Source organism: Halovenus amylolytica, from assembly GCA_004015825.1.
Lineage (GTDB): Archaea > Halobacteriota > Halobacteria > Halobacteriales > Haloarculaceae > Halovenus > Halovenus amylolytica.
Genome location: ML137215.1, coordinates 1 through 25,730 on the forward strand (window position 1 = coordinate 1; position 25,730 = coordinate 25,730).

Annotated in this window: 28 protein-coding genes, 2 tRNA genes and 1 pseudogene; 10 read left to right on the plus strand and 21 right to left on the minus strand. The window is 59.9% G+C overall.

Annotated features, from left to right (window positions below):
• From EOW68_RS00005 to EOW68_RS00010, 4 genes and pseudogenes are all read right to left on the minus strand, one after another.
• Nucleotides 1-172 (minus strand): annotated as a pseudogene (locus EOW68_RS00005) (ISH3 family transposase); the annotation flags it as partial.
• A gap of 52 nt (nucleotides 173-224) precedes the next feature.
• Complete coding sequence (locus tag EOW68_RS18290; protein ID WP_152035113.1) at nucleotides 225-467, minus strand: hypothetical protein; 243 nt, start codon at nucleotides 465-467, stop codon at nucleotides 225-227.
• 278 nt (nucleotides 468-745) lie between these two features.
• Nucleotides 746-924 (minus strand) — tRNA-Trp (locus tag EOW68_RS18295).
• A 40-nt stretch (nucleotides 925-964) separates the two neighbouring features.
• Nucleotides 965-1,192, minus strand: a complete 228-nt coding sequence (locus EOW68_RS00010) for a DUF5795 family protein (protein ID WP_128223125.1) — start codon at nucleotides 1,190-1,192, stop codon at nucleotides 965-967.
• Between the two features lie 118 nt (nucleotides 1,193-1,310).
• On the opposite strand from EOW68_RS00010, the gene EOW68_RS00015 reads away from it, so the two are divergent.
• On the plus strand, nucleotides 1,311-1,961 hold the full coding sequence (locus EOW68_RS00015; protein ID WP_128223126.1) for an HVO_2922 family protein: 651 nt from the start codon (nucleotides 1,311-1,313) through the stop codon (nucleotides 1,959-1,961).
• A 15-nt stretch (nucleotides 1,962-1,976) separates the two neighbouring features.
• Here EOW68_RS00015 and EOW68_RS00020 read toward each other — a convergent pair whose 3' ends face one another.
• The 12 genes from EOW68_RS00020 to EOW68_RS00075 form a co-directional block, all read right to left on the minus strand.
• Complete coding sequence (locus EOW68_RS00020) at nucleotides 1,977-3,386, minus strand: class II fumarate hydratase (protein WP_128223127.1); 1,410 nt, start codon at nucleotides 3,384-3,386, stop codon at nucleotides 1,977-1,979.
• 101 nt (nucleotides 3,387-3,487) lie between these two features.
• Nucleotides 3,488-4,621: an Mrp/NBP35 family ATP-binding protein gene (locus tag EOW68_RS00025; RefSeq protein WP_128223128.1), complete on the minus strand. Its 1,134-nt coding sequence runs from the start codon at nucleotides 4,619-4,621 to the stop codon at nucleotides 3,488-3,490.
• Between the two features lie 105 nt (nucleotides 4,622-4,726).
• Nucleotides 4,727-4,939 carry a hypothetical protein gene (locus EOW68_RS00030; protein ID WP_128223129.1) on the minus strand — a complete coding sequence of 71 codons (213 nt, stop codon included), beginning with the start codon at nucleotides 4,937-4,939 and terminating at the stop codon, nucleotides 4,727-4,729.
• A complete protein-coding gene (gene nrfD / locus EOW68_RS00035) occupies nucleotides 4,936-6,276 on the minus strand; it encodes an NrfD/PsrC family molybdoenzyme membrane anchor subunit (protein ID WP_128223130.1) in 1,341 nt (446 codons plus the stop codon). The genes EOW68_RS00030 and nrfD overlap by 4 nt, the downstream gene beginning before the upstream one ends.
• A gap of 3 nt (nucleotides 6,277-6,279) precedes the next feature.
• Nucleotides 6,280-7,878, minus strand: a complete 1,599-nt coding sequence (locus EOW68_RS00040) for a 4Fe-4S ferredoxin N-terminal domain-containing protein (RefSeq protein WP_128223131.1) — start codon at nucleotides 7,876-7,878, stop codon at nucleotides 6,280-6,282.
• Nucleotides 7,879-7,938: 60 nt separating this feature from the next.
• Entirely contained in the window at nucleotides 7,939-8,433 is a 495-nt protein-coding gene (locus EOW68_RS00045; protein ID WP_128223132.1) for a halocyanin domain-containing protein, read from the minus strand.
• A 122-nt stretch (nucleotides 8,434-8,555) separates the two neighbouring features.
• Entirely contained in the window at nucleotides 8,556-8,999 is a 444-nt protein-coding gene (locus EOW68_RS00050) for a plastocyanin/azurin family copper-binding protein (protein WP_128223133.1), read from the minus strand.
• Nucleotides 9,000-9,058: 59 nt separating this feature from the next.
• A complete protein-coding gene (locus tag EOW68_RS00055; RefSeq protein ID WP_128223134.1) occupies nucleotides 9,059-9,784 on the minus strand; it encodes a GNAT family N-acetyltransferase in 726 nt (241 codons plus the stop codon).
• A gap of 105 nt (nucleotides 9,785-9,889) precedes the next feature.
• A complete protein-coding gene (locus EOW68_RS00060) occupies nucleotides 9,890-11,665 on the minus strand; it encodes a carbon starvation CstA family protein (protein ID WP_128223135.1) in 1,776 nt (591 codons plus the stop codon).
• Between the two features lie 40 nt (nucleotides 11,666-11,705).
• Nucleotides 11,706-12,689: an ABC transporter substrate-binding protein gene (locus tag EOW68_RS00065; protein WP_128223136.1), complete on the minus strand. Its 984-nt coding sequence runs from the start codon at nucleotides 12,687-12,689 to the stop codon at nucleotides 11,706-11,708.
• A 368-nt stretch (nucleotides 12,690-13,057) separates the two neighbouring features.
• Nucleotides 13,058-13,783: a DUF5518 domain-containing protein gene (locus tag EOW68_RS18335; RefSeq protein WP_431358664.1), complete on the minus strand. Its 726-nt coding sequence runs from the start codon at nucleotides 13,781-13,783 to the stop codon at nucleotides 13,058-13,060.
• 151 nt (nucleotides 13,784-13,934) lie between these two features.
• A tRNA-Glu gene (locus tag EOW68_RS00075) sits at nucleotides 13,935-14,009 on the minus strand.
• A 146-nt stretch (nucleotides 14,010-14,155) separates the two neighbouring features.
• Between EOW68_RS00075 and EOW68_RS00080 the strand changes: the two genes are divergently transcribed.
• Entirely contained in the window at nucleotides 14,156-14,908 is a 753-nt protein-coding gene (locus EOW68_RS00080) for an SIMPL domain-containing protein (RefSeq protein ID WP_431358665.1), read from the plus strand.
• Between the two features lie 8 nt (nucleotides 14,909-14,916).
• On the opposite strand, the gene EOW68_RS00085 is transcribed toward EOW68_RS00080, so the two are convergent.
• A complete protein-coding gene (locus tag EOW68_RS00085) occupies nucleotides 14,917-16,887 on the minus strand; it encodes a 3-hydroxyacyl-CoA dehydrogenase/enoyl-CoA hydratase family protein (RefSeq protein ID WP_128223138.1) in 1,971 nt (656 codons plus the stop codon).
• Between the two features lie 223 nt (nucleotides 16,888-17,110).
• Between EOW68_RS00085 and EOW68_RS00090 the strand changes: the two genes are divergently transcribed.
• The 3 genes from EOW68_RS00090 to EOW68_RS00100 all read left to right on the plus strand — a co-directional run bounded on the left by EOW68_RS00090 (nucleotide 17,111) and on the right by EOW68_RS00100 (nucleotide 19,956).
• Nucleotides 17,111-18,271, plus strand: a complete 1,161-nt coding sequence (locus EOW68_RS00090) for an acyl-CoA dehydrogenase family protein (protein WP_128223139.1) — start codon at nucleotides 17,111-17,113, stop codon at nucleotides 18,269-18,271.
• 567 nt (nucleotides 18,272-18,838) lie between these two features.
• On the plus strand, nucleotides 18,839-19,228 hold the full coding sequence (locus EOW68_RS00095) for a nascent polypeptide-associated complex protein (RefSeq protein ID WP_128223140.1): 390 nt from the start codon (nucleotides 18,839-18,841) through the stop codon (nucleotides 19,226-19,228).
• Nucleotides 19,229-19,230: 2 nt separating this feature from the next.
• A complete protein-coding gene (locus EOW68_RS00100) occupies nucleotides 19,231-19,956 on the plus strand; it encodes a methyltransferase domain-containing protein (RefSeq protein WP_128223141.1) in 726 nt (241 codons plus the stop codon).
• 21 nt (nucleotides 19,957-19,977) lie between these two features.
• Here the strand turns inward: EOW68_RS00100 and EOW68_RS00105 are convergent, their stop codons facing one another.
• Both EOW68_RS00105 and EOW68_RS00110 read right to left on the minus strand, forming a co-directional pair.
• A complete protein-coding gene (locus EOW68_RS00105) occupies nucleotides 19,978-20,607 on the minus strand; it encodes a DUF6517 family protein (RefSeq protein WP_128223142.1) in 630 nt (209 codons plus the stop codon).
• Between the two features lie 3 nt (nucleotides 20,608-20,610).
• Nucleotides 20,611-20,931 (minus strand): transcription factor S, encoded by a 321-nt coding sequence (locus EOW68_RS00110; protein WP_128223143.1) that lies wholly within the window; start codon nucleotides 20,929-20,931, stop codon nucleotides 20,611-20,613.
• Between the two features lie 111 nt (nucleotides 20,932-21,042).
• Here EOW68_RS00110 and EOW68_RS00115 point away from each other — a divergent pair, with 111 nt between their 5' ends.
• Entirely contained in the window at nucleotides 21,043-21,369 is a 327-nt protein-coding gene (locus tag EOW68_RS00115) for a cupin domain-containing protein (RefSeq protein ID WP_128223144.1), read from the plus strand.
• Here the strand turns inward: EOW68_RS00115 and EOW68_RS00120 are convergent, their stop codons facing one another.
• Entirely contained in the window at nucleotides 21,370-22,230 is an 861-nt protein-coding gene (locus EOW68_RS00120) for a cell division protein CdpA domain-containing protein (RefSeq protein WP_128223145.1), read from the minus strand.
• Between the two features lie 210 nt (nucleotides 22,231-22,440).
• Between EOW68_RS00120 and EOW68_RS00125 the strand changes: the two genes are divergently transcribed.
• The 4 genes from EOW68_RS00125 (at nucleotide 22,441) to EOW68_RS00140 (ending at nucleotide 25,220) form a co-directional block, all read left to right on the plus strand.
• Nucleotides 22,441-22,779, plus strand: a complete 339-nt coding sequence (locus EOW68_RS00125) for a DUF5789 family protein (RefSeq protein WP_128223146.1) — start codon at nucleotides 22,441-22,443, stop codon at nucleotides 22,777-22,779.
• Nucleotides 22,780-22,812: 33 nt separating this feature from the next.
• Complete coding sequence (locus EOW68_RS00130) at nucleotides 22,813-23,268, plus strand: DUF302 domain-containing protein (protein ID WP_128223147.1); 456 nt, start codon at nucleotides 22,813-22,815, stop codon at nucleotides 23,266-23,268.
• 127 nt (nucleotides 23,269-23,395) lie between these two features.
• The gene (locus tag EOW68_RS00135; protein WP_128223148.1) at nucleotides 23,396-23,950 is read left to right on the plus strand and encodes a protein-tyrosine phosphatase family protein; all 555 of its coding nucleotides are present in this window, start codon (nucleotides 23,396-23,398) and stop codon (nucleotides 23,948-23,950) included.
• Nucleotides 23,951-23,996: 46 nt separating this feature from the next.
• Entirely contained in the window at nucleotides 23,997-25,220 is a 1,224-nt protein-coding gene (locus tag EOW68_RS00140; RefSeq protein WP_128223149.1) for an HD domain-containing protein, read from the plus strand.
• Here the strand turns inward: EOW68_RS00140 and EOW68_RS00145 are convergent, their stop codons facing one another.
• Nucleotides 25,221-25,694, minus strand: coding sequence for an FKBP-type peptidyl-prolyl cis-trans isomerase (locus tag EOW68_RS00145; protein ID WP_128223150.1), 474 nt, complete (start codon nucleotides 25,692-25,694; stop codon nucleotides 25,221-25,223). It lies immediately after the preceding gene.
• Nucleotides 25,695-25,730 lie beyond the last annotated feature (36 nt).

A 25,730-nucleotide genomic window follows, 5' to 3' on the forward strand; every position in this document is an offset into this window, starting at 1 on the left:
CCCAAACTGAGGTCTGGTTGACACAAGCCAAGATAACGACGAGCCAGATGTCGCCGGGGTCGAGGGGGCTCCCCTCGACGCCCGGCAACGGGAGTGGAGAAATGACTTCTTCCGCTATGTCTTTCACGTCCGACGCCGAAAGGTACCTGTCTGGATCGGGGATCTTGAACACATCCAGATCCAGACACTTTCTGATGGTTAATTCAGCGATTCAATTCCACTGATTACGCTGGTTGGGAAGTACCGGAGTTGCCATCGAGCGATACCAATAACGTAGAACTCTCGGCGTGATATGCTCGATCGAGTTCGCTCCCTTGCGTAATGCCGTGATGTTTCACGAGTTCTACTGGAACCGCAACATAGGTTGCACCACTACGTTGCTGCGCCTTTGCAGAGCCCTCGGGTGAGAGACTGTCTGAGTTGATGAGTGCCTGCTCGACTCGTCGTTCGGCACCTGTTTGTGACATCTCTATTCTGAAAGAGAGTGGCAAACAAAAATGTGCGAATCACCGACCTGTCTGGTTGCAACCGTTGTTCCCGGCTGCCTGTCGGTTTACCACATTGATCCCCGTGTACTGGCCCGTATCGATACATGTTACGGTCAGTAAAACTCGAAGAACTGTAGGGGATCGGAGGGATTGTGAACTACGCCGAGACGTGCTCACTTCGTTGCGCGCGTCTCGTCTATTCAAATTCTCCTCGCGTGATGGACTTACGGCTCACCGTGCGGTTCGCCGAAAGTAAATGGGCTCGGAGGGATTTGAACCCCCGATCGGCTGATATCTCCGGTGTGTGCCTCGGTACTCCAGAGGGTCATCAAGGCAGGCGGTGATCAGCCACCCGCTCAGTATATCAGCTGGAGTATCGTCACCGGGCACGTTTGCCTCTGGAGTCAGCCGCCTTCCCGGACTAGGCCACGAGCCCTCACTCACCCATTGGGTGAATCCTCCTAAATGGATTTCGATTACTCCCTGTCGGTGTCGCTCCAGTCACAGTCCTGGCACTTCCAGCCGGTGACAAATTCGAGTGCCGACGGCATATACCCCACTTCGAGGACACTCCCACCGCAGTCGGGACACTCCCTGTCGGCATCACTGATCGGCTCGGCATCCATCACATCCTCGCCTTCGATGAGTTCGGCCAGTTTCCCTGGCGTAACCATACGACCCTGCACGACGCGATTGTCGGCCATACCGTTGGAACGTTCTCGGCTCCCCTAATTCTGCCGAAGACCGAGCGGGAGTCGCTTCATTACTACAGACGAACATATGGGGTACTGTTATCTGTCGGCTACTCGTTTATCAGGCTGTATGACAGAGGAGACCATTCACGAATCCAGAGAGGTGCGAAGCCGACGAGGAATTTCCACATTTTTCCGTCGGCTCTCCCGGCGACTCCGCCGTGGCGAGAAAGTTCCGGTCAACGACGGTCAGACCGTCGCCTTCGATCCGCCAGCAGAAGCCGAGTTCGAAGTCGAAGTAGAGCGTCAGGACGGCGAGGTCCACTTCGAAATCGAGATGGACTGGCCCGAGGAGGATGGTGGTGTCGATACAGACGCCGACACGAGCAAGGCCACCTTCCAGGTCTACGAGGACAACGCAGGCGAGTACCGCTGGCGACTCCGCCACGACAACGGCAACATCATCGCCGACAGCGGCGAGGGGTATACCTCCAAACAGAACGCAAAAAAAGGGCTCGAGAGTGTCAGACGGAACGCGCCGGGTGGCTACGTCGTCGATCTCTCGAAAGACGAAGAAGCCGAAGACGAAGGCGGCAGTAACGCCACCTTCGAACTGTTCGAGGACAAGGGCGGAAAGTGGCGCTGGCGACTCCGCCACGACAACGGCGAAGTCATCGCGGACGGCGGCCAGGGCTACTCCACGAAGCAAAAATGCAAACAGGGACTCAGAAGTGTCAAGACAAACGCGCCCGGTGCGGCAGTCGAAGACGTAGACGAGTAACGAACGCGCGGATCCCTACTCGTCGCCGAGGATGACCCGCTCGGTCATCTTCCGGGGGTCGAGGACGTCGTCGGCTTCCTCTTCGGTCAGGTAGCCTTTCTCGACGGCGACCTCGCGAACTGATTTGTCTTCTTTCAGCGCTGCCTTCGCGACTTCACTGGCCTTGTCGTAGCCGATTGCCGGGTTGAGCGCCGTCGCCAGCGCCATACTCTGTTCGACACGCTCGGCGCAGTGTTCCTCGTTGGCTTCGAGTTTCCGGACAAACCTGTCACCGAAGACCTCGCTGGTGTTCGCGAGGAGTTTCGCCGACTGGAGGAAGTTGTACGCGAGCACCGGTTTGTAGAGGTTGAGATCGATCTGTCCCTCTGCAGCACCGGCCGAAACGGCGGCATCGTTGCCGACGACCTGTTTGTGGACCTGGTTGACAGACTCCGCGACGACGGGGTTGATCTTGCCGGGCATGATCGACGAACCGGGCTGGTTTTCCGGCTGTTCGATCTCGCCGAGGCCGTTTCTCGGCCCGGAGGCAAGCAACCGGAGATCGTTCGCGATCTTGTTGAGACTCCCTGCGACAGTTCGAAGCGCGCCGTGGGCCTCACTCATCGCGTCGTGGGCCGCCTGTGCCTCGAAGTGGTTGTCCGCTTCACGGAAGTCGATGTTCGTCTCCTCTGAGATGTACTCCGCCGCCAGTGCCGGGAACTCTGGATGGGTGTTCAGTCCGGTCCCGACGGCAGTTCCACCGAGCGCGAGTTCGGAGAGATGCTCTCGCGTGTTTCGGACGCGCTCGACCCCTTTCTCGACCTGGGTCCGATAGCCACCGAACTCCTGGCCGAGTGTGACCGGTGTCGCGTCCTGCAGGTGTGTGCGGCCAGTCTTCACCACAGTCTCGAACTCGGACTCCTTGGCTGCGAGTTCGTCACGCAGGGCCGCGAGTGCTGGGAGGAGGTCGCGTTCGACTGCTTCCAGCGACGCGACGTGCATCGCGGTCGGGATCACGTCGTTGCTCGACTGACCGTAGTTGACGTGGTCGTTCGGGTGGATCTCTCGCGTACCGATCTCGCCGCCGTACAGCTCCGTCGCACGGTTCGAGATCACCTCGTTTGCATTCATATTCGAGGACGTTCCCGAGCCAGTCTGGAAGATGTCGACCGGGAACTGGTCGTCGTGCTCGCCCGCGATCACCTCGTCGGCAGCCTCGACGATGCAGTCTGCCTTGTCCTCTTCGAGGAGGTCGAGATCCCGGTTTGCCTGCGCGGCGGCCTTCTTGACGATGCCGAGCGCGCGGATGAACCGGCGCCCGAATGTCAGATCCGAGATCGGGAAGTTCTCGACGGCTCGCTGTGTCTGTGCACCCCAGTAGGCGTCTGCCGGGACCTGCATCTCACCGAGACTGTCTCGTTCCGTTCGGTAGTCGTCGTCACTCATAGCTGTGGCTTCGAACGGGGCTGCGTAAAGAGTATTGATATCCTGCCGCAATCGTCCAGACAGAAGAGAACGGGGTACCTGGTCGGAACTGACCGAGTAGATTACTGGCCGGAGCCGGGCTCTTTTGCGCCGAGTTTCGCCGTCCCGGACGGTTGCTCCCCGAAGGCCGATCCCTTGTCGATGGTATCGAGGATGCCGGCGGCTTTCCGGCGGTTGACCTCGCCGATCCGGTCGGCGATCGTCTCGATCAACTCGACAGCGGAGTCGTTGACCGCACTTTCCTCGTTTTTGACGACGGGATCTGTAGTTCCGTCGGCACCGTAATCCTCGTGGATCGGGAGCGAGCCGAGGTTCTCGACACCGTAATCTTCCGCGATCTTCTCTGCACCGCCCGAACCGAACGGATCGTGCGTGTCGCCACAGTTCGCACAGTGGAACTGGCTCATGTTCTCGACGATGCCGAGAACGGGTGTGTCGTGTTTCTCGAACAGTCTGAGTCCTTTCCGTGCGTCGTCGACGGCCATCTGCTGGGGTGTCGTCACGATCACCGCACCGGCAACTGGCAGCGTCTGCAACAGATCCAGCGATGCGTCACCGGTCCCCGGCGGGAGATCCACGACGAGGTAGTCGAGCGTCCCCCACTCGACGTTTTCGAGGAAGTTGGTCATCACGTTGTTGACCATCGGACCACGCATGATCGTCGGATCGTCCTGATTTTTGGTCAGGAAATCCATGCTGATGATCTTGACACCGTCCGAAACGCCCGGCACCATCCGTTCCTCGTCGGCCAAGACACCTGGCTCCTCGTCGATGGGGAGAATCCGCGGGACGTTCGGACCGTGGATATCGGCATCGAGCAAGCCGACGCGTGCGCCGAGGTTGTCCAGCCCGGCAGCCAGATTCGCCGCGACTGTCGTCTTCCCCACACCGCCTTTCCCGGACGCAACCGCGATCACGTTCCGGATGTTCGGGAAGACCTCGTCGTCGAAGCCCTCGATCCCCTCTACGTTCGCGTGCAGGTCTGCTTCGAGTCCCTCTTCGTCCAGTACGTCCCGAATCTGCTCGCCGATCTCCATCTCTGCGGGAGCGAACGGGGAGTTGATCGCAAGCGACAGCTTCGCCGTCTCGCCCTCGATCTGAATATCCCTGACCAGCCCGAGCGAAACAATATCTTCTCCGATCGCCGGATCTTCGATCTCGCTCAGTCGTTCACTCACCTCTGCTTCCGTTGTCATAGAGGCACATTCGAGTTCTATTGGCCTATCCCTTTCGGGTTCGGCCCGACCAGGTCGACGGAGAAGGCTCTCGGGGTTCGAACCAGCGAAAATAAAAAACACCGATTAGCTGAAGAAAAACAACCGTATGACCATAGTTATCGCGTAGAGCCCGCCCCACAGCGAGAGGACGAGCGACGCGAACACTGACATCCCGAGAACGGTTGTACTCAGCGATCGCGGTTTCCCGAGGAACCAGCCGAGGAAGGCTGTGTACACCGGGAGCCCGATAACGCCGAAGATGACCCAGATACCGGGGTAGATCACGTCCCAGGTCATGCTCTCACCTCCTCACCCTCGTGGTCGTCGTGGTCGTCGTGGCTTTCGACAGCGTGGAGCTCGACGACCGGAACAACCTTGACGATGACCAGGAAGAAGATCGTACACAGCGATGCTGTCCCTGCCACCGAAAGCAGTTCGACGGTGCTCGGGAAGTAGTGACCCGGAACCGCGTGGTACAGACTGAACGTCGGGTACTCGAGCCCCTCGAAGACGAACAGTACCTTCTCGGTCAGCGTCCCCATCAACACCAGGAACGACGCAGCGAGCGACCGATTGAGCGAGAACACTCGCTTATCGACTGCCTGCGCGAAGACGTATGCCAGGACGATGGCGATAAACGTCATAGCTGCGATGTACTCGGGTGTCGTGATCTTGGCGAAGGAGAACTTCGATAGATCCTTCGGTGCGGCGAAGACGCCGGTGATGATCTGCTGGAGCTGCAGCCAGGTAAACAGCAGACTGAACAGACCGAGCCACGCGGTCAGTCCGCGGAACATGTTGTCAGTGAGGACGTGTTCCCAGTCGTATGCCCACCGGAGGGAATACGAGATGATGATGACGCCGGCAATTGCCGACATCAGTGCGATCGTCAGGAAGCTTGGCCCCTGCACAGCGCCCTGCCAGCCGGGCATCGACGGCAGCAGTGCGAACAGCCACGGAATCACACCACCGTGAAGCAGGAGTGGCGCGAGCACGATGATACCGAGCGCGAGCCACCAGACCATCCGTTCGATGATCTGATCTTCTTTCTTGGTGTAGCCGACCGTGAGGGCGGCGTACAGTGGTGCGAAGTATTTCGGCATCTTGTGTCGCAGTCGGACGATGTCGTATCGAAGCGTCAGCGCCAGATACGTCGCGGTCATCACGAAATACAGCGTGATGACCGTCACGTCCCACACCAGTGGTGAGGACTGCACCGTCCACGGATACGACTCGATGACGCTGGTGACGAGCCGGTCGGGACGACCGGTGTGGACGACGATGTAGATGCCGGCCATGCTCAACGCACCGATCGTCAGCAACTCGGCGACGCGTGCGACTGGCTGGTAGCGTGTCATCCCGAACAGCCTGACGGCTGCAGAGAGGATGATCCCGCCGTGGGCGATCCCGACCCACCAGATGAACGCGCCGATGTACAGGCCCCAGGTGACACCGCCACCGCTCCCCCAGTCTGCGAGGTTCGTCACGACGAGCCCTTCCTGGAGCTGATAGCCCCAGGCAGCGAGCCAGACCAGTGCAATCGCTGCAGCCACGCCGAAGGCGATAAACCACCGCCACGAGGTGTTCTTGATCGGCGTCAGTATATCGTCAGGTTCTGCATCTATTGCGGACATGGTTTATGCCTCCTCACTCTCGGTGTCTTCTGGCGGACCGCCAGCACCGTAGTCGAGGTGGTGTTTCCGGTTGTCCTTCACCGTGACAGGCCACTGGATATCCCGCTGGATATCCTCGTAGCCTGGGATATCGTCCACGGTCGACGGATCGACCTGCTCGTCGTCGGGTCCTGGCTCGTTGCCGATGTAGGTGATGTTCGGCTCCGTCCCGAGATCTTCGAGCAGTTTGAACGTCGACAGCTGAGAGGTGTCGTGTGGTGCCGGTGGATTCTCCCAGTCTTCCTGCGTGTAGATATCGTCTCGGGGTTGTGGAGTGGATCCCTCCTCCTCCCAGCCGAACCCATCCTCTTCGGGATCGGCCTCGTTCTTTTCGGTCGGGGACGGATTGAGGTTCTTTCGGCGTTCGAGATAGCGGACACCGCGGTCGTAGTCGTCACCGATTTCGGCGTCCATATCGCCGAAGTGGATCGCACTCATGCCCGTTTCGTCACAGGCGTTCATGCACGCGACGGTCCCTTTCGGGTTGTCGGTGTGTCCGTCCTGGCGGGATGGACACATCGTACACTTGCCCATCACGCCAGTCGGTGGGCGGCTGTCCGCCCACCAGCCACGTGCGTCGTAGACGTGGTCGTTGGCCTCCGAGAGTGCCTCGTGGCGGTCGGAGCCCTCCTCGGCGTAGGTCCCGGCACGGGCCTCGAATCCGTCGCCTGCATCCATCTCCTGAACCTCTGCTGGTGTCTCGTCGAGGAACTCCAGACGACCCATCTCGACGTCTGGTTCGCCCCACTGGAAGTAGTTGACACCGTACGGGCAGGCCACCTGGCAGTACCGGCAGCCGATACAGGTCTCGTAGTTGGTCAACACGAGCCCGTCTTTCTCGCGTGTGTGTCGTGCCCGAACGGGACAGACTTTCGCACACGGTGCGTTCGAACAGTGCTGACACGGTCGGACCAGGAAGTTCCGCTGTCCGGACTGGTCGTCCTCGTAGGCGAAGACGTACATCCAGTTGGCACCGGTCGAGGTCCCGTTCTCGTTGATACAGCCGGCAACACACGAGAGACAGCCATCACACCGATCGAGGTCGATGACCATTCCCCAGCGGTGCTCCCGTTCGTCTTCGCCCTGCGGACGAACACCACTGACCTGTTCCGGGATCTCGTCGTCCTGCTCGTTTTCGTGGGTCGCGTAGGCGCTGTAGCCGAGGAATAGACCTGCTGCACCCATCTTTTTCATCATGCTCCGCCGGGAGACGTCGTCGCCACTCAGGTCGACGTCCTGGAGCGACTCGAGCATGGACTGGTCGTCGCCGACCTCGTCGAGGTCGACCCCGTCGAGGTCGTCGAAGATCGGCCGTTCGTCGGCCTCGAACTCGTCTTCGACGTCGTCGTGATACTCGGCGTAGAACTCTTCTTCAGATATTTCTCCCGCAACGAGACGCTGTGCATCGCGAGCCATCTGCATACCGAGATCGGCATCGTATTCCGTCTCTTCGAGTTCGGCTCGCATCTCGTCTTCCCACTCTTTGCCCATCGGGTGGAACGACTCGTCGGTCTCGTAGGGGTGTCGTGGCTCGTCAGATTCCGATGATTCGTCAGTACTCATGGAAGATTCCTCCGGCTGTAGAGCGAGTTACGACTGCGTGCTTCGTAGCCGGCAGCTTCGTCATTCGACGATCACCGCTCCGTGCATACCGAGCGTGGAGTGGGGGTCGCACTGGTACATGTAGTTGCCCGACTCGAGTGTCTGCGAGAAGGTGTGACCTTCCTCATCGACGGTCTCGCTGCTGAAGTCTGTCGGTCCTTCCTGAACGTTGACGTTGTGCGCGCCACCGTTGCCGGTCCATTCCCACGTGACCTCCGTCCCGGAGTCGACTTGGACGGCCGCTGGATCGAAGGCGAGTCCTTCGTCTCCGGCGCCGACCTGAATCGTGACCGAACTGCTGCCAGTCTCGTCGGCGGCTGACCCGTCGTAGCCGTTCGCATCGTTGTCGCTCAGATACGTATCGACTTCTTCGGGGACGTCGACACCCGATCCGCCGTCGTCGCCGCCATCGTCACCGTCGCTGTCGCCGCCGCCACTACAGCCTGCAACTGCGATTGTGAGCGCTGTACCACTTGCCGCCAAAAACTTGCGTCGATCGCTGTTAATACCAGTCATCTGGCTTCAATGCGGGGGTTGCAACCACACATGATTGAAAGCTTCGGTTGCTGGACGAAAATCGGATAAGGGACGACGCTCGCATTCACGTCCCCCGTCTGTTACTGTCCTGCGGGAAACTGTCAGTCGACGATTACTGCGCCCCGATGGCCCGCCGCGGAGTGTGGACGGCATTCGTACAGATACTCCCCGGGCTGGTCGAACTGGGAGCTCACTTCGTAGCCGGTCGACTCCTGGGCTGTATCGATATCGAAAGTACCGTCCGAACTGGTCACGGTGTGGCCATTCGATTCCCACTCCCAGATCACGCGCGTCCCGGGATCGATTCGCACCAGTGCAGGATCGTACGCGAGGTTTCCACCGGGTCCAACCGCGACCACAAGTTCGCTTTCACCGGTTCGATCCGTGATCGAGCCGTCGACGTTGTTCGCACTGGAGAGGTGATCTGCGACCGGTTCGGGAACCTCGTCGTCGAATTCGACGTCCTCCTGGCCGAAACAGCCGGCAACCGAGATCGAAACCGACGTCGCACAGGCTGCCAGGATCGCTCGTCTACTTGGTGGCATTGCTACCGGTGGCTCGGTTGGCTGTAAAATTGAGTGCTTCGATCAGATGCGAGGTCCGACTAGAGATAGGATGCGTCCCACCGCGTCGGCTTCCGTGAGTTCCCACATTCGTCACACTGGATCCGACCCATCGCATCCATCGCGTTTGCGAGGTTGCCACACTGGGTACACCAGTAGCCGTAAATCTCCTCGCCTGCCTTCTGTGTGTAGACTACCTGGAACGGTGCGATCGATCCCCGCTCGGTATTTTCGTGGTCGATATAGACCGTCTGGCCGTCGTGTTCGTGCTCCTCGATCCCCTCCTCCTCGATCTCGGCCCAGACGTTTTCGACGTAGCTGGTGCCATCGATCTCGACTGTCTCCTCGCCAACTTTCGAGAGTTCCCGGTTCTCGTAGAACGCGTTCCCGCCCGCGTTGTCTGCGAGCACCCGTGCTTTCATACTCTGTACCCCTTCCGCGGCGAGATGGTTCCGCGTTGCTTTGTACAGCGTCTCGCCGTACTCTTCACCGCGGTAGTTGGGGTCGACGTGGAGCCAGAGTAACTCTGCGGCCTCCTCGCTGGTCCGTTCGCTTTCGGAGAAGGCAACGACCTGATCGTCGACATCGATGACGAGTAGCAGTTTGTCGTCGTCGGCGAGCATATCTTTCAGTCGGTTCTCGTCGTACCACTCCTCGATCGCGCCGTTGATCGCGCTCGGATTCAGCGAGTACGATGTCTGGAGGGAGCGACGAGCAACATCTCTGATAGCTGGTCGATCTTTCGGTTGTGCTTCTCGTACTTCCATACCTACCGTTCGAGACGGTCTGCAATAAACGTGCATCACACGTCCGAGGAAGTTCCGGTCAGGCGAGAGATCCGTTCCCTGACACAGTCTAGACAGCCGGCAGGATCAGTCGTCACCTGGAGACGGACGGTCGACAGGTGTGTTCCGCTGCTCACTGACGTGTCGGTAGACGAGCCTGATGATCTCGGCGGCGATCCCAGTCAGCACGACGACAGCCAGAATCTGGATGACGACCGACGCCAGCTCGACCGACGATGCAGTCCCAACCCACGATGGGTCCAGCACTGTCCGGACGTTACGGGAGGCAATGTACAGAAGCGCAGAGAGACTCGCTGTGAGAATGAACCCGGCCCCCAGCAGGAATCCGACCACCTGCTTGCTGGCATCCCAGTTCACGATCCAGACAGCGACTGTCAGCATCGACAGCCCCGCAAAGACCTGGACTGACGCACCGAAGAGTGGCCAGACGGTCGCCCAGCTCCCACTCGCGACCAGCAGATAGGCGAGCAGTGCCTGCACGCCTCCGGTGAGATACTTGTTGGTCACGGCCCGGGACATCCGGGTTGGGGTCGTCTCCGAGTCGACCATATCGGTGAGGAAATAGCGGCCGAGCCGGATCGACGTGTCGACGGTCGTCAGGGCGAACGCGGAGAGGACCAGCGCCATGAAGGGAGCACCGACGCCCGCCGGGATGCCGATGCTCGTCAGGATGAGTGCACCCCCATCGGCGAAGGCCGGCAACGCGAGGTTGATACCCGACCCCGACGGGACGGTCGGGATCACCGCGACGGTGCCGATGGCGACGACCGCGAGCAGCCCCTCCGCGAGCGTCGTCCCGTAGCCGACTGCTGTCGCATCGGTCTCCTTGTTGATCTGTTTGGGCGTCGTCCCACAGCAGACCATCGAGTGCAGTCCACAGACCGCCCCACAGAAGATAGTGGGGATCAACATCGGAAGCAACGGCCCCATCCCCTCGAAGGCCGGACTCATGAAACCGGTAAAGGGATCGAGGCTCATCGTCAGTGACGTGTCGGCGGTGCCGAAAAGCGTCCCGACGACGATCGAGAGGATCGCCCCGCCGAGTCCGGCATACAGCAGGTACGACGAGAGGTAATCCCGGGGCTGCAGTAGCGTCCAGACGGGGAGGACGCTGGCAGCGAAGGCGTAGAGCAACAGGACGACGAGCCACGCCGAGACGTTCGCGGAGATGACCGTCGGAAGCGGGATCGACGCGCCTGCTGGGATCAGTGTCAGTGGGTATTCGAGGCCGACGAAGACACCGCCGAACACCGCGGGGACGAAGATCACCGTCGCCACCCAGAACGGGACCGGTGTGTACCGTCGGACCAGCGCGAAGGCGAACGCGAGGACGAGATAGACGACCGAGGCCGTCGCCGCGGCCGGGAAGGCGTCGAAGACGACGGCGGTAACGAGCGAGAGCACCCCGATGACGAGGAGATTCGCCACGACAGCCAGTGTCAGGAGAAGCCGCTTCCCGCGCCTGTTGATGTACGTCCCGAAGATGTGACCGACCGACCGTCCGTCGTGGCGCATGCTGCTGGTCAGTGTCGCAAGATCGTTTAGCCCGCCGTAGACGACTGTTCCGATGACGATCCAGATCAGTGCCGGGGCCCAGCCCCAGGCGAGCGCAGCCGTGATCGGGCCGACGATGGGTGCACCACCCGCGATCGACGAGAAGTGGTGGCCGAACAGTTCGAGTTTTCGTGAGGGGACGTACTCGGAGCTGTTGTCGTGGGTGTGTGCCGGCGTCGCAGTGTCGTCGTCGAGTTCGAAGTATCGACTGAGCGACCGCGCGTAGACGACGTACGCGAGCGCGAAAATGCACACGACGACAGTGATGACCGTCAGTAGCTGGGGCATGAAATGTTAGTAGCTGTCAGGGGTGGCGATAATCGAACGGTCAGTCGTCCGAGGCGGCTTCCTCGCCCACGCTCTTCTCGTCGTCTTCGATCGACGTGACATCCTCTTCGTCTTCGATCGACGTGACATCCTCTTCGTCTTCGAGCGTCGTGACTTCTTCTTCGTCTTCGACGTAGCCTTTCTCGCTCATCCACTCGGTCGTCCCCTCGATTCGCTTCTCGTCGGGGGCCCGGACGGGGAGGAAATTCCGGAGTTCGAAGTCGGTCCGGAGGCGGTCGAAGTCGACGTCTTCGAAGCTATCCTCCTCTTCGGCAGCGGCCTCTTCGAGGAGATCCACGTAGACGTCGCGGTAGTGATCGAGGTCGTTGTTGATGTCCTCGACGGCGCTGTTGAGCGCGTTTCGGAACGCTTCGACCTGATCCGGATCGATCTCTGCGGGTGCGACCAGAGCGGCGCGGCACGGCCCCTCGTAGACGGATTTGAGTTCCTCGTCGTACTTGCCGAGGGTGACGTACGGTTCGAGGACGCCGATCGCGTCGATCTCGCCGGCTTTGACCGCGTCGAACCGATCTTCTGCAGAACCGATGTGTTCGAGGACGATTTCGTCTTCCTCGAAGCCCTCGTTTTCGAGCATCTCCGGGATCGAGTAAAACGACGTCGCGTACTCGTTGATCCCGATCGAGCGACCTTTTAGATCTTCGACGGAGTCGATATCCGAGTCGGCCGCTGCGAACAGGACGCGATCCCACTCGCTGTAGGATCCGATGATCTGTCGATCCGTCTCGGAGGATTCCTGCACTGCATTCCACTCACAGACGCCGTGGGTCTCACCCTCGTCGTCGAGTTCCTCCCACCAGTCTGTCTCGTGGGCGTTCTCCCCCTGGTCCGAGAAATCCTGTGTCCCCGGTGCGAAGTAGGAGAGATCAGTTTCCACGCCTTCCGCTTCGAAGTAGCCATTCTCCTCTGCAACCTGCTGTACGAGCTCCCACGTGAAGTACTCGTGAGCGATGTCGATGTCAGCCATGCAATCCAACAGAGGGGACACCCATACAAACGTCGCACCACCGCGGTAGGAATCTCACTGACCTGCGAGACCGACCGTCCACTCACGATCAATCCACCGTCGTTTAGCGGTGTTTTAAATGCTATAGAGCGTCTTTCAGTGCCAATCCCGGCGTTCGTTCAACCGACAACATTTGCCGAGATTGCGGTCGTACTGAAATCGTCGTACGATCCGATTTCGCCGGGCAAAGCGGATCGAACCGTGTTCTGCTCCTGCTGGCCATCTCACAGTTCTCGGATACAGTTGGGCGTCGATTTGACACCCTCTGTCTACTACAGGGGTATCGATCCGGCGAGGGTCTGCACCGGTGTTTGATCTCACACGGGTGTTCACACGTCACTTCCGCTGTTCCTGTGCCAGAGTCGGACTCCGATGTAGCCACCGAAACCACTCAGCCCGACGATAATGGCCACAGTAAACAGCAGTACGAAGACGATTCCGAGGCTGATGACCAGCCCAGCCCCACCGAGTCCAAGCTCCCCGGCTGTGACAACAACGCCACCAAGCAGAAAGGCGAAGAGGAGGACAACCGGGAGTGAAGCCACGACGCCCGCGTAAGTCCCGACACGAATCCCATCCCCGTTCTCTCCACCCCGGAGATAGCCGGCCACCAGCCCACCGAGGATCGGTGAGAACGGCACGAACGAGGTGACTCCGGTCACGACTGCGCCGACGATCGCGACTGTGGTGGTGTCGGGCCGGTTGCGGTCCGCCCGGTGGCGCAGCCGACTCCGGTAGAGCAAGAACCCTCCACCGGCGACGACCATCAACACGCCTGTGAGGATCAGCCCTGTCCCGCCCCACGTCGACAGCGCAACCGAGATATCCACCAGTTCGGTGTCCGTCAGCTGCGGGGCGGTGATCGTTCCGTCGGCGACGAGTTCGGTTATCAGATCACGATCTCCCAGCGTGTACAGTCCTGCACCGACAGTCGTTACAAACAGGCCAGCAACTACGAGAAATCCCGCCGCGAGCCAGCTGATGAGTTTGCTCAGCTCCTCTGATGGTTGCTGAGTCGGCCGTTTCTCCGCCGATTCGGTCGGTAATTCGGCCATATCTATCCCTACTCTCTAGTAGATGATAAACAGATTGCGCAGTTGCAGAACTGGCGACGTACTGCTAGCACTGTCGGTGTTCCACGGCTCGGTGCGGGTTCAAATCCCTTTCTGCGCGCTTCACTCGCTCACAAAAGTTCGCTCGTCGTAGTGCTCGGTGCGGGATTTGAACCCGTGTCATCGGCTCGAAAGGCCGATATGATTGGCCGGACTACACCAACCGAGCACACTCTCCCGTCTGTGGCTGTTGATAATAAACCCTGTCTTTCGTCGCCGAGAACTGTCACTGAAATATTGTTCTCTGTCGATAACTCAAATCGCTGTTTGTGTCACCATCGTGTATATATCCAAAACTGCTGTATCGACAACTGTATGCAACGGAACTACCTTGCCGCCACCGTACTCACAGTGCTCGTCGCGATGGCACTCGTGACCGCCGGAGGGATCGTCGCCTCCGGTAGTGTCGGTGCTCAGGATACTGCTGACACCGAATCGACGGACAGACAATCGATCCAGGTTTCCGCGACGGGAACTGCCGAAGCTGAACCCGATCAAGCTGTTGTCAGAGTCGCCGTCACCGCAGAGGGTGAAGAGATCGCCAGCGTGCGTGACGACCTCGCGACTGGATCTGCCGAGTTGACCGACGCGCTCGACGAACTCGATGTCGACTACGAGACGACCGATTACAACATCAGACAGCCCCGCGTCCCACAGGAAGAACGTGAACAACCACCGTACGAGGGGGTGCACGCCTACGAAGTGACGATCGACGACCCCGATCGGGCCGGTGAGGTTATCGACGCCGCAGCCGGTGCCGGCGCAGAGGTCGGAAACGTACAGCTCACACTCTCCGACGAGCGACGGACTGAACTGCGCGACGACGCCATCGAAGCCGCGATGAACGACGCCCGCCACCAGGCCGATACGATCGCAGCGTCGAGCGATCTCTCCGTCACTGGTGTCTCGACAGTCGATGCGTCTCAGCAGCGGTTCAGCCCGGTTAGCTTCGATACGGCCCGCAGCTTCGCAGAAGATCAGGACGCCGGTGCACCACCGACAGAGATCCAGTCGGGTGCCGTGTCGGTAACCTACAGCGTCACCGTCACCTACAACGCGAGTTCCTGAGACGCGGATTATTTTCCTTCGAACTCCGGATCTTCGTCGCTTTGCATCTTGCTCACACCTTCGAGCATATCTTCAGTCCCGACAAGGTGACCGAACGCGAACGCTTCCGTCTCCAGACCTGCGTCGGTCTGGTCGCGGCCGGCGTGGATTGCCTTCTTCGCGTACTCCATCGCGAGTGGCGGGCCAGCAGCGAGGTCGGCGGCGAACTCGATGGCCGCCTCGTTGAACTCGTCGTTGTCCACGAGTTCTGCGACGAATCCCCACTCCTGCATCTGTTCGGCGTCGAACCGGTCGGCCGTGAAGATGATCTGTTTCGCCCGACTCTCGCCGATGAGGTTAGCCAGTCGCTGTGTCCCACCCCAGCCCGGGATCAGTCCGAGATTAAACTCCGGCTGGCCGAACTCCGAGCGCTCGGTCGCGATCCGGAGATCGGCACAGGCGGCGAGTTCCATCCCACCACCCAGTGCATAGCCGTCGATCGCAGCCACGACAGGGACCGACGCATTCTCGAGTTTGCCCCAGGTCTCCTGGCCTCTCCGACCGAGCTCGACACCGTCGATTGGGTTCGCGCTCCCAGCCATTCCTGCTGCGTCTGCACCTGCACTGAAAGCCCGGTCGCCCGCACCCGTCACGAGAATCGATCGCACGTCGTCGTCCGCGTCGAGCAATTCGACTGCTTGACCGAACTCGTCTAGCATTTCCGGAGTGACGGTGTTCAGCTGGTGTGGCCGGTCGAGTTCGATCTGACCGACCATCTCGGCCGGATACTCGACGTTGATCGTTTCGAACTCGACGTCGCCGTCGTCCTCGTCGCCGCCGTAGAAGCCACCCGCCTCCGCGGCCGCTCTGAGCCCGTCGCTGACCTCGTAGCGGGCCGATCCGGTCTCCTCGGCGACTGCGTCGAGCGTCTCGATCGCCTTTTCCAGTCCAGCAGCGTCACAGAGTTTGGCGGGACCGTCGGGGAAGCCCGCACCCAGCTGGACGGCCTGATCGATGTCGCTCGCTGGCGCAACATCTTTCTCGATGAGTTTGCCAGTCTCGTTCGCGAGTACGGCGATCAGCCGGTCGTAGACGTCCTCTCGGATCGCGTCGGCCGGGAACTCTGCGCCCTCGCCGTCCTCGTAGTCGTAGAATCCTTTGCCGGTTTTCTTGCCCAGATGGTCGTTTTCGACCGTCTCTTCGAGAAGGGGTGCCGGTTCGTATGCCGCACCGAGCATCTCGTGCATGTACTCAAGCACGTGGTAGGTGACGTCGTTGCCGACCTGGTCGCTAAGTTCGAACGCCCCCATCGGAATCCCCAGCTCGAATTTCGCCGTCGAGTCGACCTCCTCGATCGTGGCTGTTCCCTCCTCGACGATCCAGCAAGCCTCGTTCATCAGTGGGACGAGAATACTGTTGACGATGAAGCCCGGCTCGTCTTTCCGAACACGGACGGGCGTCTTGCCCATCTCTTCGGCCAGTCCTTCGATGAGTTCGATGGTCTCGTCGTCGGTGTGTTCGCCGCGGATAACCTCGACGAGATCCATCCGGACCGGTGGGTTGAAAAAGTGCATCCCACAGAACTGTTCCGCTCGGTCGGTCATCTCCGAGAGATCCGTAATCGAGAGACTCGACGTGTTGGAGGTGAAGATCGTATGGTCTGGTGCATGCTCGGTCACTGCCTCCCAGACGTCGCGTTTGATATCGATATCCTCCGGAGCCGCCTCGATGACGACATCACTGTCGGCCAATGCCTCTTCGAGATCGACCAGCGGCGTGACGAGTTCTTTCGCTTCCTGGGCTTCCTCCTCGCTGATCCGGTCTTTCTCGGCCAGTTTGTCCAGACTCCACTCGATCTGGTCGTAGCCGTCCTGGACGAACTCCTCTTTGATATCACGGAGATTCACAGCGTAGCCCGCCAGCGCGGCGACCTCTGCGATTCCGTGACCCATTGTGCCCGCGCCGAGAACTGTGATTGTCTCCACGTCTTCGAGTTCCATTGGTACAGCTAGTATGCTCTGTCCCGCTTGATTTCAACGTTTTCCTTCGCTGTACCAACAACTCCTGCAAAGTTCATGATGGTTGTTGCTCGTGGTAATATAATTTGCTCTAAGAGATACAAACGATACGATAATAAATTTTGTAGATGTATCGTAAACCAACTAGCGCCTAGTTTCTAACAGTGGCAAAAAGTATTATACAGTGATAGAGAGAACATTCGGTATGGAGTTCGGACTCACGCAGGAACAGAGACAGATCCGCGACGAGGTCCGCAAGTTCGCCGAAAACGAGATCAGGCCAGTCGCGAGCGAGTACGATCGCGAGGAGAAGTATCCACACGAGGTGGTCGACGAGGCGGCGAAGATGGGGCTGCTGGGGGCACACATTCCGATGGAGTACGGTGGGGCTGGCTACTCGACGCTCGAATCGATGTTGATAAGCGAGGAACTGTTCGCCGCAGATCCCGGCATCGGTCTCTGTGTTATCTCCAGTTCGTTCGGGACGGAAGCGATCGTCGAGTACGGCACCGAGGAGCAAAAAGAGGAGTATCTGGAGCCGGTCGCCCGGGGCGACGCGATAACTGGGGCGGCGATCACCGAACCTCACGCTGGCTCGGATGTCTCCGCGATCTCGACGAGCGCCGAGAAAGACGGCGACGAGTGGGTGATCAACGGCAACAAGATGTGGATCACGAACGGCACTGTCGCAGATTACGTCGTGGTGCTCTGCGAGACCGATCCAGATGCGGAGGGTCGGTACAATGGGTTCTCCCAGATAATCGTCGAAACCGACCGCGATGGGTTCACGGCCGAGAAGATCACCGGCAAGATGGGGATCAGGGCCTCGGATACGGCGGAACTGATCCTCGACGACGTGCGCGTGCCAGAAGAGAATCTGATCGGGACACGTGGGGCTGGGTTCCTCCAGCAGATGCAGTTTTTCGACGCGACTCGGACTGGTGTCGCGGCGCAGGGGGTAGGAATCGCCCGCGGGGCCGCAGAGCGCGCGCTGGAGTACGCCGAAGAGCGCGAGCAGTTCGGCAAATCTATCGGCGAGTTCCAGGCGATTCAGCACAAGCTCTCGGAGATGTTCACCGACATCGAGGCCGCACGCCTGCTAACCCTGAAATCCGCCTGGGCCGTCGAGAACGATTCGGAGGCAAATCTGACGAAGTTGGCCTCGATGGCAAAGGAGTTCGGGTCACGTATCGCTGTCGAGGTTGCAGACGAAGCACTCCAGATTCACGGTGGCTCTGGGTATGTGGATGATTTCGACGTGGAGCGGTTCTACAGAGATGCGAAGATTACGCAGATTTACGAGGGGACGACGGAGATTCAGAAGAATATCATCGCGCGCGAGCTTCAGGGGAAGGGGATCGTGTAGGAGAAGCTATAAACTGTCTATTCCGTAGTTTTGAGAGGCCAGTCGAAGGTGGACGATCCACTGACGTGGTCGAGAACAGCAAGAAAGCCCCGCGGCTCTGAACTCGGGGGACCCATCTGCGCTCCAGTCGGTGGCCGCGGGTCACACCCGCGGGCCCGGGAGACGGAGTCTCCCGACGCTTGATGGGTCCGCCTTCGTCCAGAGCCGCGCCCCCTTTCAGTTCCACCCGCGTAGCTTGGTTAACCAGCTGATAGGGGTGGGACTGATAGTGTTTGTTGCGGTAATTTTCGTGACCACGTTACAAATATCGGTGTTTCACGCCATGTAATCAATGTCTTGTTACACGACGGCGGTAAAGACTCGCAACAAACACTATGAAAGGGGCTGTCTGCTTGATCCGTCCCGGACGCCGCAAGCACCGCAGTGCAACGAGGAGCGCAGCAAGTCCCGGACGGTCAAGCGGACAGGGGCTTTCTTGCTGTTCGTATCTATGCGACCTGCCCTGGTTTTATAATCCCCTAGGAGAGCAACGCAGATCTTTTTAAGACGTGGCGAAAAGAGTGTGGTATGTTTGGAGGAGGCGGTGGCGGACTCGACTCACGCAAAATGCAGCAGATGATGAAGCAGATGGGCATCGACATCGACGAACTCGATGCCGAGGAGGTAATCATCCGGACAGCAGACGAAGAACTCGTCTTCGAGAATCCGGATGTCCAGCATATGGATGCCCAGGGTCAGGACACCTACAACGTGGTCGGCACCCCGAACACCAGAGAACTCGGCGAGGGATCGACGACGGAAGCCGACGAATCGACCGACGATTCCGACGACGGGATTCCTCAGGAGGATATCGAAACGGTCGCTGATGCTGCCGGTGTCAGCCAGGATCAGGCACGCGAAGCACTCGAAGCGAACGATGGTATGCCCCTCGACGCGATCGAGAGCCTGGAAGAGTAGTCGTGGCACTCCTGTTCGTCTCCGACGACCGCGAGTATCTACTCGACGCGGGTGACCGACTCGAAACCGATCTCGGCATTCTCGAAGTCCCGGAGGATGTCTCGCCGGGTGACACTGTCGAGACCCATCTCGGCACCGAGTTCGTCGCCCGGAAGCTCCGCGGCCCGGATCTCTTCAATCACTTCGAGCGCACCGGTGCACCGATGATGCCCCGCGATATCGGCCTCGTGATGGGCCACACTGGAATCGCACAGGGTGATCGCGTCCTCGATGCCGGGACAGGCACAGGTGTCCTCTCCGCCGCGCTCGGGCGTGCGGGAGTGGACGTGCTCACCTACGAGCAAGACGAATCTTTCGCAGCGGTCGCTCGTGAGAACATGGCGCTGGCTGGCGTCGAGGATCGCGTCGATGTCCGGGTCGGCGACGTCACCGAACATCTCGACGACCTCGCGACGTTCGACGTCATCACACTCGATACGGCAGATGCGGCTGTGGTCGTCGAGCACGCGCCAGAACTGCTCGTCCCGGCTGGCTACGTTGCAGTCTACTCACCCTTCGTCGAATCGAGTCACGACGTCGTCGACACTGCCCGGGAGGTCGGTCTCGAAGCAATCGAAACACTGGAGACGATCCAGCGGGAGATGGATTTCGGCGACCGTGGCTCACGGCCATCGACAGCCGGCGTCGGCCACACTGGCTATCTCACGTTCGCACGAAATCCGGTGTAGTCCGGACGCCACTTCTGTTAGTTACTGGTCTTTTTCTGCGACACCACGGAGCAAGGAGACGAACTCCCTGCGGTACTCGTCCGGGGAGACACCGAGTGACTCCTCGTCTGAATCCAGATCGAAATGCGAGTCGAGAGTGACTGCGGGATAGCCGCCAGTGACAATACGGACCGTACCCGACGATGTCCAGACGGCGACCCAGCACTCTAGGGGGAGATCGAACGCTCCCTGTGACGAATCAGTCGCGGAAAAACACGTCAACCGCGCACGGCTCCGATCGGGGAGCCGGATCCGTTCTGTGTTTCCTTCCTCGATATCGACGAGTCCTCGCTCTTCGAGTCGCGTTTTGAAGGTCCGTCGCGCTTCCGACCGGAGCGTCGGGGCGAACATAGTCGGACTTACCCCTGGCGGTGGCGGTGGTTCGAATGACAGCCGTGTGACCGCGAAAAACCGGAGCTGCTGATCGATTTGGCCGTCCGTCGCCACACGGAGTGCATCCCTGGTCCGCTGGTCCTCGTACCGACGTGTCACTCCGCGGATCCGCATCGCGGGCATCTCGAAGAGAGTCTCCCGCTGGATCTCGGTCTGTTCCCACCCGCCACGTTCCAGGTCGGCTTCAGGGGCTGCTGGCGGTGTGAGTTCCTCGGTCATACCCTAGTGGTCGTCTTCACGCCACTTGTGTTCACACTCGGTGCACACAAAAAACCGGGTCTCGCTCTCGTCTGCCGCACGGATCTGTTGCATGTACCAGTACGCCCTGTCGTTGTCACACTGTGGACACTGCGCTGTCGTCGTTGGCCGACCCGAATCTTCCGCATCACTGATGTCGACGATCTCCGTCTCTTCCTGGCCAGTCGTCGTAACCATCCCTTTCTCCGATCCCTCGTCGCGGGCCTTCTCGTAGCCACAGCTTCCGCATATCCAGGTCCCGTTCTCGGTTTTCATCATAGAGCCGCACTCGTCACAGAATTCCATACCCCGGTTACACGCTGGTAGAATTATAAAATGCTGGTTTCGTCGGGACCCGCTTTCTCCACACCAGCAACTCCCCGGTGCTATTTTGCATACGATCCCCGAACCACCAGTATGTCTGTCAACAGATGGGACGATCCCGAACGAATCGACGAACTGGACGGCGAACGTCGGGTTCTCGGTTATACCGACGAGATGATGCTGGTTCATTACAGGCTGGAGGAGGGAGCAGTCGGCGAGCCACACAGCCACGACGAGACGACGCAGGCGAGTTTCGTCATCGAAGGGAGTCTCGACCTCACCGGGGAGTTTTCGACGACAGTCGAGGCTGGCGACTCGTATATCATCCCGCCAGGGACAGAACACGGTGTCCGTGTGCTCGAACCCTGCAAGGTAATCGATGCATTTTCGCCGCCGCTGAAAACATATCTGCCAGAGTAGCTAGTTTGCTTCCCACTGCTCGCAGGCGTCCATATCGTCCATCAACTCCTGGTCGAATCCACAGTAGGGGCGGATCTTCCCGTCGACGCGGACGTATTTGAAGTGCGCGCAGTTCCCACAGTACTTGTCCGGAATCCCTCGCTGCCGGGCTGCTTCGGTGATTTCGTCGTCGACGAACGGATCGTCGGCGACCGCGCTGCCCCCGTCGCTCGTGGGTTGTGGGTTCTGTGACTGGGTGGCTGTGGTATCCGAACCGCGCGTCACAGCCGCTTCGTTGGTCTGTGTCGGAACCGAGCCGTCGGGGTCGTTTCCGAAGAGCCCGACGCTGCCAGTGCCCGATAGATCTGGACTCTTGCTGACGACTTTGACCTTCCCCTCTTCGGTGATCTCGATGCGGGCCGTCCCACCGGGGTCTTGCCGCCGGTCGAAGGTCGCGACGCTGATGAACAGACACCAGACCGTGATGAGCGTTCCGAGCGAGTAAATCGCCGTCGTTGCGATCGCGAGCTGGGGGTTCGACGACAGCCACTGTTCGGGATACGCGAACTGGAAGAGGATGACACCGAAGGTAGCGAGTGTCGCGCCGATCGTCGCTGCCCCGCGGGAGGCGTTCCCTGCCGGGAGCACGACAAAGATACCGACGAAAACGGCAGGAATGCCGAGGCCTGCGAGAATGCCCGCTACCTCTCTCGCTGCGAGTGAATCCAGTCCCAGTATCGTCGAGAGATCTGTCGTCGCGATCGGAATCGAACCGACGACCATCGCCGCACCGATCACGAAAAGCCCCATCCCGAGCCGTCGCTGGCGGGGATCAGCGACGGTGTTGATACCGCCCTCGTACACGTCAGTGAGGCTAGTCATAGATCTCTATACTGTAGCCCACTACAAAGTTTCCCGTCAGACCTCCGTCTGACGTTTGTGAGTATCGCGACTATGATGTCACTGGGCGTGAGGACTGACCGGACTACTCGTGGAGGGTGGTCGAAGCGACACACTGCAAGACCCTCTCTCACCTCTACTCCCGCTCATCGAGGCGAAAGCACTAATCAGACGGCCGGCAAATGCCCGGGTATGGCAGATGACGAAGAAGAAGCGGAAGAGCCCGCTATCGAACTCGGCGACGCCCCTCCAGTCCAGGGTGCACCGATCGCCCGCATCTCGGCACGGTTCATGTGGGGGATCGAGAAAAGCGCGATCGAAGCCAGAGAGGGCGAAACGGCCATCAGAACACCGGAGGGACCGCGTGAACTGCACGATATCCTCTCCGAGGTCGACACCACTTACTTCGCGACCCGCCAGGAGTTCGAATCATCGATTCGAGACGTGATCGGCACTGGACCGGTACCAGTCGACAGCAGCGCCGAACGGGAAGCGTCCGAAACTGCCGACTCAGCCGAGTCGTCGGAGTGATGGGTTTTTCGCAGGTGGGCCCGAACAAACAGTATGGCACTTCCAATCGATCCAGAAGCCCTGACAGAAAGTGACATCGGTGAGAAGCGAGCGACTCTCGAGATGGACCACGAGGAAGCCGTCGAGTTCGTCAGAGAGTGTTGTCTCGAGGCTGGATTTGGTATCCCCGTGGAGTTCTCCCCATCGGAGATGCTCAACGAGAAGGTGGACGCAGACCGTGATCCGTACTACGTGCTCGGTGCCTGCAACCCGAGTGTAGCAGATCGGGCACTCGACGCCTCCGACAAACAGATCGGTGGACTCTTCCCGTGTAACGTGATTCTCTGGGAAGAAGAGCCTGGCCGCCAGCACGTCTACCACGTCTCGATTATGCGCATCGCACGCCTCGTCGGGATGGCCCCTGACGACGACACGATGGCGGAGATTATCGCAGATACGGGCGAAATTACCGAGGAACTGTTCGACCGAATCGAAACGGAATCTCCCTGAGACCGTCTGTTTGGTCGACTAACTCACGAAGTTAGCCCTGTAATACTGGCCACAAAACATATCGCAATCTCACGATTGAGAACTGAGGACGTACACTGAAGTGTGATGCAGTAGTGAGTGTATCCTGATGGGAGGGACAGATGGCCCGACACAGGATGCTCATCGATTAGCGCCAGCCGCAGACGACGAGCAGACGGTGTACGGTTCCTGCTCGCCGGGCTGGCATTCGGCCGGTGAGCACACTGTCTGTGTCCACGAGTGGATCGAAGACATGCAGTCGGCCGGTATCGAACGCGTCTGCTGTTTGCTGCCCGGTTCCCAGCTCGATACCGAGGGTGCGAACCTGCATCTGTACCGCGAGGCCTTTGGCCAGAAGCGAGTTCTCCACGCACCAGTCCCAGATCACCACCTCGTCGACGAGACGTTACTCGCAGACGAGATCCTTCCATTTCTCGATAGCGCCAGTAGAGCCGACGAACCGGTCGTCGTCCACTGTCTGGCGGGGATCGGTCGGACAGGACAGGTGCTCGCAGCGTGGCTCGTCTACGATCGAGCGTATCACCCCAAACAGGCGATCGACACCGTTCTCGAACTCGGTCGCGACCCCTACGATGCAGTCAATCACGGGAACGCGACACGCTCGGAGCTGTATCAGTTACTGGAATCTGTCGGCACAGACTGATCGACCGCACCGCCTCTTATATCCAGTCGGGCACAACGTCCCAGCAATGACGACGATCAAAGATAGCGTCCACGATCACATCGAGATCGACGGCGTCGCCAGCGCCCTGCTCGAGACGCCACCGGTCCAGCGCCTCCGCCGGATCAGCCAGCTCGGTACTGCGGTTCTCGTCTACCCCTCTGCGAACCACACCCGGTTCGAACACAGTCTCGGTGTCTACCATCTCGCTGACCGCGCACTCGGCCACCTCGGGATCGAGGGCAGACAGGCCGAGCGCGTCCGTGCCAGTGCACTCCTCCACGATATCGGTCACTCTCCGTACAGCCACAACATCGAGGAGTTACTGTACCGTCACACCGGGAAGTACCACGACCAGGTCGACGAGTTGATCGACTCCGGGCCAGTCGCGCGGGTGTTGACAGAGCACGGGCTCGATCCCGACCGGGTCGCCGGGCTGATCGCTGGCGAGGGCGAACTCGGCCAGCTCGTGTCGGGCGAACTCGACGTGGATCGGATGGATTATCTGGTCCGTGATGCCCACCATACAGGCGTCCCGTACGGAACGATCGATCACGGGCGACTCGTGCGCGAACTCCGCTTCGTCGACGGCAGTCTCGTCCTCGACGAGGGGAACGTCCAGAGCGCCGAGAGTCTCCTGCTCGCCCGCGCACTCATGAATCCGACAGTGTACGAGCACCACGTCTCCCGGATCGCGAAAGTGATGCTCCGACGGGGTGTCGAACGCGCGCTCGATGCTGGTGCGGTCGATCCGGAAACACTCCGACGGATGGACGACTATGCCCTCCGAACGATGCTTCGAGAGTGTCCGGAAAGCGAAACGATTGCCCACCGGCTCGACAACCGGAATCTCTACAAACGAGCCGTCTGGGCGGAGATCGAGGCCGTCCCGGAGGAGTTGCTGACCGCGGACCACGAGCGACAGCACGAACTGGAAGCCGAGATCGCCGACGAGGCTAACGTCGATCCCGCCGACGTGATCGTCGATATTCCGGCGGAGCCGGCGATGGCGGAATCGACCTCCCGGGTGCTGGTCAACGGGGAGGTTCGGCCGCTCGAAGAGCAGTCGACGCTCGTCAGCGCACTCCGGGCAGCCCAGCGTGATCAGTGGCGACTCGGGGTCTACGCCGCCGCGGACAAAAGCGACCGCGTCGGGGACGGGGCCGTCCGCGCGCTGGGGCTGGATCTCGACGGGACACGTGTCCGTGACGTCCGCCCGGGGCGACACGTCCCACTCGACGAATTTAACTGATCACTCGACGCCGACGACCTTGATCTCGAATTCGAGACTCTCCCCGGCGAGTTCGTGATTGAAATCCACTGTAACAGTATCCTCGCCGATTTCGGTCACCTCGCCCGGGAGCCCAGTTTCTTTGACTTCGACCTCGAAGCCCATCTCCAGTTCCCGATTACCGATCATCTCCTCGAACGCCTCGCGGTCGTACTCCGCGATACGGCTCTCTTTGTGTGGGCCGTAGCCTTTCTCGGGTGGAATCGACACGACTGTGCTCTCTCCCGGTTCCATCCCGATGAGTGCTTCCTGTAGCCCCGGAATGACGTCGCTGTCGCCGATCTCGATCGTCAGCGGTTTGAAATCCCGGTCCGGGTGTTCCGATGCCAGCCCACTCTCTTCCGCCAGCCGTCTGTCGGACGTGTCGAACAGGTCTCCGTCTGGAAGTCGGCCAGTGTACTCGATAGTCACTTCGTCGCCGTCGGATATTGTCATACTGGTGTCTCTGTGAGCGAACCTGATAAACGGGTC